Here is a 15,538-nt window from a genome sequence, read left to right as displayed (position 1 = left end):
ATGAGTAGTTTTACAGGCAAAGCCGAAACGGATGATAACCACCTACTGAAGTAGGTGGTTTAGGGCTGAAAACAAAAAACGCAGCCTACGCTGCGTTTTTTACGACAAGAAGTTTCACGTGAAACATCATTAAAACAGTCGAGTCGGCTCGCCAAGATAGTAACCCTGCAAATAATCCACCCCCATGTCTTGTGCGATGGTACACACCTCCTGATTGTGGACAAACTCCGCCACCGTCTCCGCGTTAAACACCTGGCACAAACGCACCAACTGGGAAGCGATCTTGCGCTGTTTTAAGTCTTTATCAATATCACGAATCAAGCTGCCATCGAGCTTTATGACTTCTGGCTCCAACTTCAGGATTTCATCGATATTCGAATAGCCGGACCCAAAGTCATCAACAATGATACGCGCCCCTAAGCTTCTAAAATGACTGCACACTTCTATCATTCGGCCGTAGTCTTTGATCTGCTCAGATTCCAGCACTTCTAAACTAATTCGCCTTGGGTCATTTAGCTGGCTAATTTCATGCTCTAAAAGCATTAAAGTTTTATCACTGAGCAAATCTTGCGGCGATAAGTTTATAGAAAAGTCACCTTGCTTATCTCGCATATAATGCAACGTAGAATGAATCATGTGCCGACTTAGTCGAGTGTAAAGATGCGTATCAGAGATAATTGGCAGAAAACGCCCTGGCGCAATCACCGTTCCATCGGCTTCCAGAATACGAACCAAACATTCTTGGCTTGCCCATTTGTGGCTACCCGCATGCACAATAGGTTGGCTATAAGTGATGATATTCTGTTTGAGAATGGCTCTACTGACGCAACTTAGCCATCCAAGTTGCTCTTTACGCACATCCTCACTGACTTCAATATCTTTCGCATTACAGATATGTGTATTACTGCGTACACCAGAGCGCCTCGCTTCGATGCCTTTGAGTAAGAGCTCATCCACTGAAGCGGATGGAAAGTCTCGACGACTCACTAAGCCGCCGCATAGCGAGATAGAAAGATAATCTATTTCACGTAGGCCAATTGGCTCAAAATTAGTTTGTTCTACCGCGTCAGCAAAACGCGTAAAGTGCTGTTTGATGGTTTCGCTGCTTTGGTCAGCTTTAAATATGAATGCCCACTCACCAACCCCAATACTATAAAGCTGCAAAGCCGTTGGCATGCCAAAACGCTTTCGTAGTCGATTCGTAAAGTGCATTGAGAGATCTTTGAGTAATTGATCTCCCACTCGGTAGCCGTATTTTTCGTTGATATGACTAAAGTTAAGTAGCTTTAGAGTCAACAAATGCTCATCCAAATCGATGTTACTCAGCCGCTCTTGCAATGCGACCCGGTTTTGTAACCCTGTACGACTGTCGCGTCGATAGCTTTCTTGTAACTTGCGCGTTTGGCGATCGAGTTGATATCCCATATGCGCGTTCATATGGTTGAGATCGCCGATCGCATTTCGAATCAAGCTAAACAACGGTGAAATAGAGGAGCTGACGGGCGACTTAGGCAAGTTCAATGTTTGCACTTCGTCTCCCTCTCGCATCGCTAAATACGTCAGGCTGTGATGAAGAATTTCGGGCTGACCAATACCACCATGCAGTTCCCCCATACAGTAACTACCAAACGTCGTCGCAATATCTTTGAAGGCTTGGACTTCGTCGCTGCTGTCAATAAAGTCTAACCGTGACGCGCAGTTAAAAATCATAACGACTTCAGGTTGGTGCATGGCTAACTCAACCACACCATGCCGCACTTGCTCGAGCGTTAACGAGGGATGGTTATAGCAAAATTGCACTTCGTCACCAAGACACCAGGGCCTGTCGAAGCTCATACTGCCATCAGCGTGTAGCTCCGTTACCGTACAAACTTCCTTTCGCCCTAAGCTTTCTCGATACAAAGGAAAGCTGAGCAGTTGACTCAGCGTCACGTCATGGCCATCCGCCAAGTAACGCTTGTATACGTCCAGCGCTTTCTTCTCACCTAAACAATACAAGCGCGTTCCTTTTGCATGAGTGACTTTGTGTGGCATGCCAATCGGGTTCCATTCCGAATACGCATCAGTCCATAGCTTCAAGGTATCACTGTGCAAAGCTACGGCAACCACAGCGTTATCGTAAACTCGGTTTTGATATAGCACCCAGCAGCCATCGTCAATACTCTGCGCCAACCCTCCAGAAATCACGACTTCTTCACTGGCGAAGGTTTGAAACAAGGGATAGTCACGTCGTTCAATTTGCACAGCAAAGCTGAGGATCACCTGTGAATTATGCTGCATTAGAAGAGAGCGCTTGAGTTCCCCGCCATCAATGTCAGGGGAGTAAGAGTATGTTTGTACCGCAGAAGTCAGCGTGGTTTGCTCAAATTCAATCACACTCACTAGGCAACCAGAGGTAAATATCTCCCCTTCCAGAATCACATTACGCGTACTATGCCCCATAACATGAGCATTCGGCAGCGACGACAAAACGGCGTCTGCAAGTGTGGTCGTAATTTCGCGCGATTGCGTCGACAATATTTGTACTAAATATTGTTTATCTGAGGAAGTCGGAAAAGTGACTAAAAAGTCATTCAGTTGACTGACATCGTGAACCAGTTTTGAAAAAGCTCGCATGGACCTACCACTGCCGTAACACTATCTTCACCACGACGTGTGGCGTTACTATTTTTATTTAATAGAGAATAATTTACGTGGCTTTGCGCTGCTTTTCTAGACACAAAATGAGATTAGAATGGATTAATGCGAAAGCAATTAAAAAAGTGTGAGTAACGGCTGCAAACTATTGATTTCAATATCAGGTAAAGTACGTGTTTTTGAATGGTTAATGACATTTTTATTCATATCATTAAACCAACAGGCTGCAAAACCAGCCAACTTTGCACCATGCACATCCGTGGTTAGATGATCACCGACATGCAGAATATTCTCCGCAGGAATATCCAAGAATCGCTTCGCTTTAGTAAACATATCGGTTGCGGGTTTCGCCAATCCATCTGGTCCTGCTTTAAGTACCTGTTGGAAATAAGGCGCAAGATCGATGCGGTCTAAATCCACATTACCGTTGGTGATTGCTACCAACGGGATGTGCTGCGCGAGTTCCTCCAGTACATCGAGGCTTTGCTGCGGCACTTCAAAACGGTTACGCCAGTCCAACGCAACGTCTACTGCGGCTTTCGCGGCGGCATGTGCTGCGTCTTCGTCGTAGCCTACTTGGGAGAAGGCTTGCTGAAGTTGCACTAAACGCCATAAAGTGACATCGCTCTTCAGCTCGGGTTGTTGCTGCACAACTCGCTGTTTGAGAGCAAACCAATCCGCTTTGTTCATATGAGCAACCGCTGGATGATGGTGCTTGAGCCAAGATAGCAACTCACGCTCCATGCGAACGATCACAGGATAGTTGTCATAGAGGGTATCATCTAGGTCAAAGGTCATTGCCTTAATAGGCTCGATACGGCGATAAAATTTCATACTTCGGCTCACTCCCCGTTCTTTTTGCGTGCGCGTGGGTGGGCTTGGTCGTAGGCTTGCGCCAAATGTTGGAAATCCAAGTGCGTGTAGATTTGGGTCGTCGAAATGTTCTCGTGCCCTAAAAGCTCCTGCACCGCACGTAAGTTATTGCTTGATTCGAGCATATGTGTCGCAAATGAGTGACGCAATTTATGCGGACTAATATGGCTTGCGACAGACTGTTTCTGCCCCCATTCAGCCATGCGCTTTTGCACGCTACGATGCGAAATACGCGTTCCGAGCTTAGATACAAACAAGGCGGGCTCACCTGGAGCGGCTAAATCACCACGAACGCGTAACCACTTCCCAACCCACTCGGTTGCCATCCCAGAGAACGGCACTTTACGTTCTTTATCGCCTTTACCAATAACACGAAGCTCACCACTACGCAGTTGTACGTCACGTACATCCACACCCACCAACTCAGCCAAACGTAAACCGGCGCCGTACATCAGCTCCATCATGGCGCGATCGCGCACAGCCAGCGGGTCGTCCTCGTTGACTTCAAGTAATTGGCTCACTTCGTCAACATCGAGGTTTTTGGGCAACGGGCGTTTTTTACGAGGTGCTGAAACCCCTTTGGCTGGGTTAGCCGACATCTCGCCACGCAGAATAAGGAAATCGAAAAAGCTACGCAGCGATGAGAGGCGCGTTGCCAAACTGCTGGCTTTCATGCCTTCTCGCATGCCCTTACCTGCTAATTGGCGCACCCAACCAGCATCCACTTGAGACCAATCTTTGAGCCCCATTTCAGCTAGGTGCTGCGCCATAGTTTCTAGCTGCTGTTTGTAATTGCGCTGAGTATGTAGGCTAAGCCCCTTTTCGCTTCGTAAGAATTCATAGAAGCGCTCAAGAGGCTTTTGCAGACTATTTGGCAGAGGAGTGTTGGGAGTTGTCGTCATCGTAACTTTGCCATACCAGTGTTTGAGCGAGATGTGCCACTACTAATGATAGGTGACGCAAAAACAAGGTATCCATATCTGGCTGAAAATGGCCGCCATCTTCACTAGAAAAAGCAAGCACGCCCAGTGTTTGCTGTTTCACGAGCGGCAGTACCACATAGGAACCCATTTCCGGCACTTCCATGTTGCCAAACAAAGCTTCACGATCTACTTTGCGAAGACGTCCTAAGTACGCATCTTTGCCATTTAAGTGAGTGGTCGCAAAGCGTTGATAACTTTCCTTACTCAATTGAATCGATGCGTCGCATTGACTAAACAATCGAACAAACGCACGTAAGCCCAATGCTTTGGCTTTATCTTCGATAGAATGAATGACTTGTTTAAAGTCACCACACTTTAGAATCTGCCCCTGCAAATCCATAAATTCGTAAAAGGTGCGATCATTGTTCGCCGCAAGCGACATTAGTGTAGTGATCTCTTCCTCTAACTCTTCAATGCGCTGACGTTGGCGATTCATTTGGATGTGTACCAAAGATACCGCGCCTAAGTCTGAGTGTGGGAAAGATAAACGATCCACAAGCTCCGGACGTTGCACAAAAAAGTCTGGATGATCTTTGAGGTACTCGGCCACTACTTCAGCCGTTAAGGCATCTGCTTCTACTTGAGACAAACCGTTTCCTTTTTCTTCAACTAGCAAGATAATTGACCATCAAATACATGCGTTGTAGGTCCGGTCATAAACAACGGCTTGCCAGGGCCTTGCCATGCAATTCGCAATTCACCACCAGGTAGAGAAACCTTAACGTTTTCATCCAACAAGTCCTGCAGAATCCCAACCGCGACTGCCGCGCATGCACCACTACCACAAGCTTGTGTTTCTCCTGCGCCTCGCTCATAAACTCGAAGACGAATATGGTCACGGCTCACCACCTGCATAAAGCCAGCGTTGACGCGCTCTGGGAAACGCTCATGCGACTCAAGCAGCGGACCGAGAGTTTCCACTTCTGCCGTATCCACATCGTCGACCACGGTCACTACGTGTGGGTTACCCATGCTCACAGCACCACAAAACAAGGTATTGTCGCCTGCTCGCATGATGTAAGTTTTCTCTTTTTGCTTCGCTTTGAAAGGAATTTTGTTCGGTTCAAACTCTGGCACGCCCATGTTGACCGTCACTTCCCCATCATCTTCGATGTTGAGAATCATCTTTCCTTTCTTGGTGCTCACGCTGATGCTGTATTTATTGGTCAGCCCCTTCAAGCGAACAAAGCGGGCAAAACAGCGTGCACCGTTACCACACTGTTCAACTTCACTACCATCGGCATTAAAAATCCGATAATGGAAGTCGGTTTCAGGGTCGTAAGGGGCCTCTACCACAAGCAATTGGTCAAAACCAACGCCAGTATGACGATCCGCCAAGCGGCGGATCAGGTCTTGCGAGAAAAACACGTTCTGGGTAATACAGTCGACGACCATGAAGTCGTTGCCCAAACCGTGCATTTTGGAAAAGTGGAAATGCATTTGTTGTGTGTTACTCCGGTAGAATCTGTTCCAGCTGCCACAAACTGGTCAGCTCCTCACGCTGGCGAACTAAGTGGCTTTGTTTACCGTCCACCATCACTTCTGCTGCTCGGGTACGAGTATTGTAGTTCGAAGACATCACAAAACCATAGGCACCTGCTGAACGAACCGCGAGTAGATCACCTTCTTGCAAAACGAGTGCGCGATCTTTACCCAAGAAGTCGCCGGTTTCACAAATAGGACCAACCAAGTCGTAAGTCTGAGCTTCACCCTTTCGCGGTGAAACTGGCACAATATCTTGCCATGCTTGGTATAGCGCAGGACGCATCAAGTCGTTCATTGCAGCGTCGATAATCGCAAAGTTTTTATGCTCAGTATGTTTTAAAAACTCAACACGCGTTAGCAATATACCTGCGTTCGCAGCAATTGCACGGCCTGGCTCAAAGATCAGCTCCAAGTCTTGGTGATTTTCAAGACGGCCTAGTAACGCTTTGGCGTAATCAGAAGGCTGAGGTGGTAATTCATCACGATAGACCACACCCAAACCGCCGCCGACATCAAGGTGACGAATGTTAATGCCTTGTGCTTTTAAATCATCAATCAGAGCTAATAAACGGTCTGTCGCGTCGATAAATGGGTCTATATTGGTCAGCTGAGAACCAATGTGGCAGTCGATGCCTTGCACATTCAAGTTCGGCAGGCTTTGCGCGAATTTATAAACATCTGGCGCACGATCAAACGCAATGCCGAATTTATTGTCGCGAAGACCAGTCGAAATGTAAGGGTGTGTTTTCGCGTCGACATCTGGATTGATACGCAGAGAAATTGGTGCAATCACACCAAGCTCACCCGCAACCTTGTTCAAACGTTCTAGCTCTGGCTCAGATTCAACGTTGAAACATTTGATACCTAGCTCAAGAGCGCGCTTCATCTCTGCCGATGTTTTACCAACACCAGAGAAAACGACTTTTTTCGGATCACCGCCTGCGGCAATCACACGCTCAAGTTCACCACCCGACACGATGTCAAAACCCGATCCCAAACGCGCTAGCGTGTTCAATACGCCTAAGTTTGAGTTGGCTTTCACCGCGTAGCAAACTAGGTGAGGATGCTGACCCACAGCACTATCAAACGCCTTCCAATGGCGCTCTAGCGTGGCTCGAGAATATACGTAAAGAGGAGTGCCATATTGCTCTGCAAGAGCTTGAAGTGGGACGTCTTCGGCCCAAAGCTGGCCATCATCCTGATAGTTGAAGTAATCCAAAATTCGCTTCCCTTATTTTATTCGACTGCTGAACCCTAATTTCACCCTAAGGTGCGGTTATTTATTGTGATTGCTCATTCTGTTGAGTGTCATCTGGAATGTATAGTGAGCCAGACTGACCACACCCCGCTAAGGTCGCGGCAACCATCACAAACAACACAGTAACTAATTTTTTCATTTCGCATATCGTGATTATTGAATCAATGCCCCCTATAATCGCACCACACTCAGGAAAAGCAATAGGATAGACGGATGAACGATACTGAATTTCATCAACTGGTGGATGCGCAGATGCAAATCATCGAAGAATCCATCGATGATTCAGGCGCAGACATTGATTACGAAGTCACTGGCAACGTAATGACATTGGAATTTGAAGACCGCAGCCAAATCATCATTAATCGCCAAGAGCCGATGCATGAGATCTGGCTAGCGTCCAAATCTGGTGGTTTCCACTTCAAGCTTATTGAAGGTAAATGGACCTGCTCAAAAACGGGTATGGAGCTATTTGAAATGGTGAAGCAAGAGTGTGAAAAGCACGCAGGCGAAACCATTGATTGGGCATAATTCTGGTCAATCGTCACCAAAACAAAAAGAGCACCGAAGTGCTCTTTTTGTTTATTGATACGGGTTTAATTACGCATTCACAGTTTTGGTCGGGCGACTCGGTGAACAACCGTCATTACGGTAAGGAATGATATACGCATTCCCCTCTTCAGGGTGAATAATTTGATAGTACTGAGGCAGGTTAAAGTTAATAAACTTCGACGCGACGCGACTATCGTCTTTTACCGACGTGTAGAAACTGTTTACAGACGAAATCATTTCATCTTTGGAGCCACTAAATTGGTGATACACTTCCACTTGATTTGACTCATCCAACACATAAATATTGAAGCCATCTTCGTTATCTTCAAAGAAGAACTGCACTAGACCTTCACTGGCAAACCCATCCACCGCTTCAGGCATTTGATATTCTTGCTCACGATCGAGCATTAACAGCGGCGAGCCTTTGAGTTTGTTAGTAGAAATGCTGCGGTAGAAATCGATGGAATTTTCTAGCTTCTGCACCGACACACCACGACGTTCAAAGAACAACCCATAAGTCTGGTTACCAAGACGCATCGCTTTAAAGCGGCGACGTTTCTCTTGCTCTACTGGTTTCAAGCGTAAGTCGATACATTCAGCTAAAAGCTGGTAAACCATATTGCGCATCACACCACGCATGTTCTTCGCATAGCAGAACACATCCACTGATTCTGGTGGCAACGCATCTTGGTGCATTTTGCCCAAAATGGTTTTCAGTGCATCCAGCATCGCCGTTTCCCCTTTGAAATGCAGCGTACGCACTTCATGCCAAGAATTACGGTAAACAAGGTCAACACTGCCGACTAAATTTTTATGTTCTGGACCAAAGCTAAAAATATCGGTGTTCTTAACATCCACTTTCAACGAACGACCAGAAAGTTCAGACGTCGGATCATTTTCGAAGTTGATGAACATCGCAAGCTGGCTTATTTCACAAGGACTCGCTAGCGCCTGCATAGATGGACGACGCTTACGCAACGCAAAAGTATTTCGTAAGTCACTCACCATTTGGTAAAACTTATCAATATCTAGCTGCGCTTCACGTACCACGGCATGTAAACGAGTCGATTCAGTGATCAAGCCATTGAAGAATGCCCAAGCAACCAACTTACTCAAGTATTCATGATGCTCTAGATATGGTTGCCCCAAAATGCGGTGCGCAATAAGTGGTTGTTTATAGAGGTACCAACCAGACTTGTTCACTCCCCCTTTTTTCACTTCGATAAAGCTCAAGTCAGGCTCGTGCAGATCAGGTGAAATCTGTGGGTTTAGTAACGTTACTTTGCCCGGCAATACTTCAAAAGCCGCGTAAAGTTTACGGGCCAAAATACTGATGTCTTGCGGACTGATAGCAGAAGTGATGTCGTTACGACGCGCAAATTGAATCAAGTTACGGTAGCTTTGCATCAACGCATCCAGCAATGCATGATGTACGACCTTCACTTGTTCAACCTTCCAATTACGGCGGTCATCGAGCTCTGCAACGACACTGGCATCCCAATTCCATTTTGCAATCATATCGCTCAGCGCTTCACGACGCCAAGCTACTGAGCCAACATTCGGCTCACGAGATAGTTTTTCATGGGTTTTGAGATAGAAACAGCGACGCACTAAATCCAAACGTGTATCGTCTTGAATTCGCTCTAAGTAACGGGTTACTTTTTCCAACATTAAGTAGTACGCATCCATGCCATAGAGATCAGGCTCATGGGCAAAGAAACGACGTTTAGTGTCGATGCTTAACAATTGAGTATGCGGGTATTCCCACGAGTAAGCTTCTAGCAAGATGGCTTTTAATACCGATTTGTAGGGAGAGTCGATGCTTTTGTATAACTGCCACAAGTTCGAGCCGAAGTATTCTTCAGCAGGAATGCAGTTCAATTTACCAAAGTCGATCCATTCACTACAGTCGATGTAACCATCACTGCAAAGTTGAGAAACGTACTCGTCGTAACACTCTTCCATTTCTGGCGGCACGATTTGCCATAACAAACGCTGTCCGGCAATACGCACCGCACTACGATAGAATTCATCTAGCAAAAGTAAGTGCTGAGATGAACCACAGTTATCACCTGTCATCTCCTCAGAATGATTGCTTCTAAAGCGCTCTTTATCCATTAAGAAAAAGTTCGCTTCCACGCCTTTGCTTTGTGCCCAATCCGTGATGAGTAAGCATTTATTGGTCAATAACTCGCGTTCGTCACAATCCATCTCTGGTGAGATACACACCCAAATATCCAAATCACTGGAAGTACTTTGACCAATCGAGGAGGTACTGCCCATGGTGTACAAACCCAATATAGCGGGCTTTTCTACCGTCTTGAGCGGCTGACCAATGGCAAGTTGAATATCATCTATGAATTGTTGCTGAATGCTATTTAGTTCAAGCCCATGCACACCAAACGGGACATCGGCATCATAATAGCCAGGAATTACAGGATGGTTGTAGTTCAACAAGGCAGGAATCAAATGGAAGACTTGCTGGCTTTGCGAATCCATAAGCGCCAGCGCGCGATCAACTCGCTGCTGATTCAAATTATCTAGTCGCTGGATGATTTTTTGGGTGTAAGCCTGCAAGGGGAATTCCTTGGTTGAACAATCACGAAAATCTGCTGACGTTTTAAACCAAAACGGCTTAAAAACGTGATCAATTTAACACTTTTATTGGTACGGGTAAAGCTTCACGCCCGTGTATCACTCCGGATACAAAACCATACTTTAGTCACAAAATTAATCGCGCGGTAGTGTCGCTCTTATTACCTATTACTAATAATAGTCCTTAGTCTAATTGAGAATCCAGTCACACTATTTTCATAACGTCATGTAATTCCATTCATAGCCTTCAGAGATAACGAACTAACAGTAAGCATTTCTTGATGAGAATGGTAGGATAAACCCAAATCCAAACAGCATTGAGAAGATCATGACACAATCCACACCGATTCGCATTGCAACTCGAAAAAGCCCTCTTGCTTTATGGCAAGCTTACTTTGTTAAAGACGCCCTTCAAGCCGCTCACCCTGGCTTGGAAGTCGAGTTAGTAACCATGGTGACCAAAGGTGACGTGATTTTAGATACACCACTAGCAAAAGTTGGCGGCAAAGGCTTGTTCGTAAAAGAGCTTGAAATCGCGATGCTAGAAGGACGTGCAGACCTCGCCGTTCACTCAATGAAAGACGTACCCGTCGATTTCCCAGAAGGCCTTGGCCTCGTGACCATTTGTGAGCGTGAAGATCCTCGTGATGCCTTCGTCTCTAATACCTATAGCCACATTGATGAGCTCCCTCAAGGTGCCGTGGTTGGTACTTGCAGTTTGCGCCGTCAATGCCAACTGAAAGAATATCGTCCGGACATCATCATCAAAGAGCTTCGCGGTAATGTGGGCACTCGCCTTGGTAAGTTAGATGCGGGTGAGTATGATGCAATCATTCTTGCTGCGGCTGGCCTCAAACGATTGAAGCTTGAAGAGCGCATTCGTAGCTTTATCGAACCAGAGCAATCACTACCAGCGGTAGGCCAAGGTGCTGTCGGTATTGAGTGCCGCCTTGACGATGAAAGACTGCTTAAGCTGCTTGAGCCACTTAACCACCAAGACACCGTAGACCGCGTTTTGTGTGAGCGCGCAATGAACCTTACGCTAGAAGGCGGCTGTCAGGTACCTATCGGCAGCTATGCCCTGCTAGACGGCGACAACATTTGGCTACGCGCATTAGTTGGCGAACCAGATGGCAGCGAAATTGTGCGTGGTGAAATTCGTGGCCATCGTAAAGATGGCGAAGCATTAGGAGTGCAGCTAGCCAATGAGCTGCTAGATAACGGCGCTCGTGAAATCCTAACTAAGCTGTACGCAGATCACGAATAACCATGGCAGTGTTGGTCACTCGGCCGGGAGAGCAAGGCAACGCGCTTTGCTCTCTGCTCGAAAGGCACGGCATTTCCGCATATCACCATCCTCTGATCGACATTGTCGCCGATCTCACGGACACGCACCTCTCTAAACATCTACATCAAGCTCAAATTGTTATCGCTGTTAGTCGACATGCAGTGCAATGTGCACAGCAAATCTTAGCCAGCAACGGGATGTCATGGCCGAAACAAGCTATTTACCTTGCCGTTGGTCAAAAAACAGCACACTATTTAAGCAAATGTACCCAACAGAAAGTACACTATCCCCAAGTCAGTGATAGTGAACACTTATTGCGACTGCCAGAGCTCAACAATGTGGCACAACAACAAGTTCTTATCCTTCGTGGTAACGGCGGAAGAGAGCTGATCAAAGATGCATTGGTGAGGCGTGGCGCAAAAGTTCACTATAGTGAGACTTACAAGAGAGAATTCATCCCATTCGATCCAGTAAGCTGTATCTCACTATGGAAAAACCTACAAATTAACCAGATTATTGTCACCAGTGGTGAACAACTGGATTATTTGTGCAGCCAATTGACGTCGGAGCAATTGACTTGGCTTAATCAACAAGAGTTGTATATCCCCAGTCAGCGTATCGCTGACATCGCAATTCAAAGGGGGTTCACTCGCGTGAGATGCACGGGAAGCGCATCCAACCAAGAATTACTGGCGGCTCTCCAGCCCTAGCTACACAGGATATAGGCATGACAAGTAAAAATAACGACCAAAAAAATAACGATAAAAACCTTTCCGAAGAAACCTCATCGGCACCGCTAGTCGAAAAAACCACATCGCAGCAGGATGCGGACCTTAAAAAAGAGCAACCACAAGCGGCCGAGCCCCCAAAAACAGCAGAGCCAACCAAAGTCGAGTTTGAAGAAAAACAAGGTAAACGCGGTGTCAAACTAGGCACGGTCGCTATCATCTTATCGATTACTTTTGGCGGTGGCCTCGCGTACAAGCTGCATCAACAGCAAGCCGATTACCAAGCGCAGATCGCCCAACTAAAAAGTCAGCTAGAAAGCACTCAAGCTTCCATGAAGCAAGAGCTCAGCCGGGTACAAGAAGAAACCATCGAGAAAGCAACAACCGTGACACACAAAGCGGAAGTGGTACTTGGACAGCAACAGAAGAGCATTGAAAGCTTACAGCTCGCCGTTGCCGATGTGAAAGGTCGTCGACCAAACGACTGGCTATTGGCGGAAGCCGATTACCTCGTCAAATTAGCCGGCCGTAAATTGTTCTTAGAGCACGATGTAGAAAGCGCGACTCAACTGATGGAAAGTGCAGACCAACGCATTGCAGCGCTGAATGACCCTAGTCTCGTAAAACTACGTAAAGCAATGGCAAACGATATCACCAAACTTCGCACTATCCCGCTAATTGACCGTGATGGATTGGTACTACGCTTAACTGCCCTGCAACAGCAAGTAGACAAGCTCCCTCTCGCCAATGCACTGCTACCTGAAGCTGAAGCCGTAGAAAACACTGAAGTGTCTGAAGATATCGCAAACTGGCAAGATAACTTAATGACCTCTTTGAAGGACTTTTCAGAAAACTTCATTACCTTCCGCACGCGCGATGGTAACGTCATTCCACTGCTTTCTCCTGAGCAACACTTTTACCTGAAAGAAAACATCAAAGCCAAATTGGAAACGGCAATAAAAGCGGTGTACCAAGAACAAGGTGAAATTTACACCACATCTCTAAAAACAGCCGACAAGTGGGCATTAGCTTTCTTCAACCAAGACGATAATTCCGTTAAAGAGTTCAACAAAACGGTTAACCTGCTAAGTCAGCAAAATATTCAAGTGGAATACCCAACAAAACTGCAAAGTCAGTCTCAACTATCAGATGTCATCCGTGAACGCCTACGTCGTGAAGTCACAACGATGACAGGCATGGAGGATAAGTAATGTTTCGTCTTATTTTCCTATTTGTTGTACTAGGCGCAGGACTATTTGTTGGCACCCAGTTTTCTGGTCAGCAAGGCTATGTACTCATCTCCATTGCCGAGAAAACGATCGAGATGAGCGTAACGACATTAGTGGTTTTCGTTATCGCAGCACTCGCAGGTCTTTTTCTGCTTGAGTACCTGATTAAGAAGTTAGTTTATGCTAGTTCTACAACATGGAACTACTTCAGTGTTCGCAAAATGCGCCATTCCCGCCGATACACCAATGAAGGCATTATTAAACTTCTAGAAGGTGACTGGAAAGGTGCTGAGAAAAAAGTAACTCGCTGGGCAAATCATCACGATATGCCGCTGCTTTGCTACTTAGTTGCCTCTGAAGCCGCACAAGGTCAAGGTGATAAAGCAAAACGAGATCACTATCTAGAGCTAGCGAGCCAACAAGAGAACGCCCATCTCGCAGTAGAACTGACTCGAGCGAAACAATTTATCCGCGACAACGAGTTCGAGTCCGCTTTCGATACCTTGCAATCGTTAAAAAGTCAGTATGCGAGTAACTCTATTGTATTGAACTTGCTGAAAACAACGTACATGCAGCTAAAGTTGTGGCAACCTCTTATTGACCTCTTGCCACAACTAACCAAAGCAAAACTCATCACGGAAGAAGAACATGCAGAGCTGATTCAAAAGGCGCAGTGCGGCTTACTCCATGAAGTAGCGCAACAACAAGGTAGCGAAGGGCTTATCTCTCATTGGAATAGTCTCTCACGTAAAGTGAAACAAGACACACACCTCGTTGCCTATTTTGCTCGAGAACTCATCGCACGAAAAGCTGATGCAGAAGCCTTTACCGTGCTAAAAGAAGCATTAAAAAAACAACCTGCCCCAGAGCTTTATCAACTACTGCCAGATCTAAATCTGCCAGATACCCACCCTGTCGTGGTCTTCTTAGAGGGCGTAGTGAAGAAAGAACCGGATAACGCCGCTGCCCATAGCGCATTAGCGCACTTCTATTTCCGTCAAGAGAAGTGGCAAGAAGCCCAGGATCACTTTGAGATCGCCTTAAAGCTTCGCTCTGACGTCTCTGACTATGCATTCCTAGCAGACACACTAGAGAAGCAAAATCTAACCAAAGCTGCTCACGAAGTCTCTCGTAAAGCTCTCACGCTCGTACAGAATGACTAACTTAAGATGACCTAACCAAGCCGACAGCTTACCTGTCGGCTTTTTTATTGCCTGCTATTAACCCTTTAGTCCTTACATCAATATGTTTATCAAATTCATTGGTTCCCAAGTAATTTCCAACTTCCTAGCAACTCACTATCGTTTCACTTTCACTCTTCTCTTTTGACTACTCTGATCCTGTCATTCCAGCAGAATCCAAAACAATTTTAAAAGATGCAGGAATACGTAACTTTAGCCTGTTGATGTATGGTTTTAAGACGTAGCTAGATTTAGGCAATAGAGCACACGCATCGCTAGACTGAGCAAAACAAAAAGATACATCAGTGAAACAGTGGCTATTTGAGTATGCTTATTTGTTCGGTCTATCCAGTAAAAGGGGCTAGAGAAGCAATGGTAGTGCTTTAAGAGAACGATAAGGCAATAGATGGTTCAACACCTTAACAAAGCATCTCCAACAACCTTATCGGGACAGCATGCAGTGATGAGGATGAACAGCTTTAGAGGCAACTGCACTTCTTAGCAAAAATCAAAACGTCACAACCAAGACCGATACCAATATTACTTTGTCGAAAAGTAGATCGCATATGGAATTGATTTTTGGCAAGCACAGATAGAGTAATAAAGATGTGCGGAAATGAAAAAAGCCTCGCTATTTCTAGCGAGGCTTCTTAATAGTGGCGGAGAGATAGGGATTTGAACCCTAGATACGCTATTAACGTATGCCGGTTTTCAAGACCGGTGCTTTCAACC

Annotated in this window: 13 protein-coding genes; 5 read left to right on the top strand and 8 right to left on the bottom strand. The window is 46.1% G+C overall.

From position 1 onward, the window contains the following. Positions 1–129: 129 nt before the first annotated feature. The 7 genes from R7M92_RS23805 to lptM all read right to left on the bottom strand — a co-directional run bounded on the left by R7M92_RS23805 (position 130) and on the right by lptM (position 7,375). The gene (locus R7M92_RS23805; protein ID WP_318134457.1) at positions 130–2,616 is read right to left on the bottom strand and encodes an EAL domain-containing protein; all 2,487 of its coding nucleotides are present in this window, start codon (positions 2,614–2,616) and stop codon (positions 130–132) included. Positions 2,617–2,754: 138 nt separating this feature from the next. Continuing rightward, on the bottom strand, positions 2,755–3,471 hold the full coding sequence (yigB, locus tag R7M92_RS23800; protein ID WP_225474275.1) for a 5-amino-6-(5-phospho-D-ribitylamino)uracil phosphatase YigB: 717 nt from the start codon (positions 3,469–3,471) through the stop codon (positions 2,755–2,757). An 8-nt stretch (positions 3,472–3,479) separates the two neighbouring features. Further along, entirely contained in the window at positions 3,480–4,412 is a 933-nt protein-coding gene (gene xerC, locus R7M92_RS23795) for a tyrosine recombinase XerC (RefSeq protein WP_005378742.1), read from the bottom strand. Beyond that, entirely contained in the window at positions 4,378–5,109 is a 732-nt protein-coding gene (locus tag R7M92_RS23790) for a DUF484 family protein (RefSeq protein WP_017636089.1), read from the bottom strand. Before R7M92_RS23790 ends, xerC begins: the two co-directional genes overlap by 35 nt. Continuing rightward, positions 5,103–5,933: a diaminopimelate epimerase gene (gene dapF / locus R7M92_RS23785; protein ID WP_225474273.1), complete on the bottom strand. Its 831-nt coding sequence runs from the start codon at positions 5,931–5,933 to the stop codon at positions 5,103–5,105. Before dapF ends, R7M92_RS23790 begins: the two co-directional genes overlap by 7 nt. A 10-nt stretch (positions 5,934–5,943) precedes the next feature. Beyond that, positions 5,944–7,197: a diaminopimelate decarboxylase gene (lysA, locus tag R7M92_RS23780; protein WP_033907276.1), complete on the bottom strand. Its 1,254-nt coding sequence runs from the start codon at positions 7,195–7,197 to the stop codon at positions 5,944–5,946. Between the two features lie 61 nt (positions 7,198–7,258). Further along, positions 7,259–7,375 carry an LPS translocon maturation chaperone LptM gene (lptM, locus tag R7M92_RS25120; RefSeq protein WP_005378746.1) on the bottom strand — a complete coding sequence of 39 codons (117 nt, stop codon included), beginning with the start codon at positions 7,373–7,375 and terminating at the stop codon, positions 7,259–7,261. Positions 7,376–7,449: 74 nt separating this feature from the next. Between lptM and cyaY the strand changes: the two genes are divergently transcribed. Next, positions 7,450–7,764 (top strand): iron donor protein CyaY, encoded by a 315-nt coding sequence (cyaY, locus tag R7M92_RS23770; protein WP_042523922.1) that lies wholly within the window; start codon positions 7,450–7,452, stop codon positions 7,762–7,764. Positions 7,765–7,833: 69 nt separating this feature from the next. On the opposite strand, the gene R7M92_RS23765 is transcribed toward cyaY, so the two are convergent. Then, positions 7,834–10,362: a class I adenylate cyclase gene (locus R7M92_RS23765; RefSeq protein ID WP_053350817.1), complete on the bottom strand. Its 2,529-nt coding sequence runs from the start codon at positions 10,360–10,362 to the stop codon at positions 7,834–7,836. Positions 10,363–10,708: 346 nt separating this feature from the next. On the opposite strand from R7M92_RS23765, the gene hemC reads away from it, so the two are divergent. From hemC to R7M92_RS23745, 4 genes are read left to right on the top strand one after another with little or no spacing between them, the layout of a single operon-like run. Then, a complete protein-coding gene (gene hemC, locus R7M92_RS23760; RefSeq protein ID WP_005383388.1) occupies positions 10,709–11,647 on the top strand; it encodes a hydroxymethylbilane synthase in 939 nt (312 codons plus the stop codon). 2 nt (positions 11,648–11,649) lie between these two features. Then, entirely contained in the window at positions 11,650–12,378 is a 729-nt protein-coding gene (locus tag R7M92_RS23755) for a uroporphyrinogen-III synthase (protein ID WP_005383386.1), read from the top strand. Between the two features lie 17 nt (positions 12,379–12,395). Next, positions 12,396–13,607, top strand: a complete 1,212-nt coding sequence (locus tag R7M92_RS23750) for a uroporphyrinogen-III C-methyltransferase (RefSeq protein ID WP_318134456.1) — start codon at positions 12,396–12,398, stop codon at positions 13,605–13,607. Beyond that, positions 13,607–14,788, top strand: a complete 1,182-nt coding sequence (locus tag R7M92_RS23745) for a heme biosynthesis protein HemY (RefSeq protein WP_318134455.1) — start codon at positions 13,607–13,609, stop codon at positions 14,786–14,788. Before R7M92_RS23750 ends, R7M92_RS23745 begins: the two co-directional genes overlap by 1 nt. Positions 14,789–15,538 lie beyond the last annotated feature (750 nt).

It is taken from the genome of Vibrio sp. Vb2880, from assembly GCF_033337975.1.
GTDB lineage: Bacteria > Pseudomonadota > Gammaproteobacteria > Enterobacterales > Vibrionaceae > Vibrio > Vibrio alginolyticus.
The sequence above is the reverse complement of the archived record's forward strand: the minus strand, read 5'-3'. Positions and strand labels throughout refer to the sequence as shown.

Coding starts and splice junctions, on each gene's coding strand:
- R7M92_RS23805 (WP_318134457.1), bottom strand. CDS start 2,616: ATGCGAGCTTTTTCAAAACTGGTTCACGATGTCAGTCAACTGAATGAC.
- yigB (WP_225474275.1), bottom strand. CDS start 3,471: ATGAAATTTTATCGCCGTATCGAGCCTATTAAGGCAATGACCTTTGAC.
- xerC (WP_005378742.1), bottom strand. CDS start 4,412: ATGACGACAACTCCCAACACTCCTCTGCCAAATAGTCTGCAAAAGCCT.
- dapF (WP_225474273.1), bottom strand. CDS start 5,933: ATGCATTTCCACTTTTCCAAAATGCACGGTTTGGGCAACGACTTCATG.
- lptM (WP_005378746.1), bottom strand. CDS start 7,375: ATGAAAAAATTAGTTACTGTGTTGTTTGTGATGGTTGCCGCGACCTTA.
- cyaY (WP_042523922.1), top strand. CDS start 7,450: ATGAACGATACTGAATTTCATCAACTGGTGGATGCGCAGATGCAAATC.
- hemC (WP_005383388.1), top strand. CDS start 10,709: ATGACACAATCCACACCGATTCGCATTGCAACTCGAAAAAGCCCTCTT.
- R7M92_RS23755 (WP_005383386.1), top strand. CDS start 11,650: ATGGCAGTGTTGGTCACTCGGCCGGGAGAGCAAGGCAACGCGCTTTGC.
- R7M92_RS23750 (WP_318134456.1), top strand. CDS start 12,396: ATGACAAGTAAAAATAACGACCAAAAAAATAACGATAAAAACCTTTCC.
- R7M92_RS23745 (WP_318134455.1), top strand. CDS start 13,607: ATGTTTCGTCTTATTTTCCTATTTGTTGTACTAGGCGCAGGACTATTT.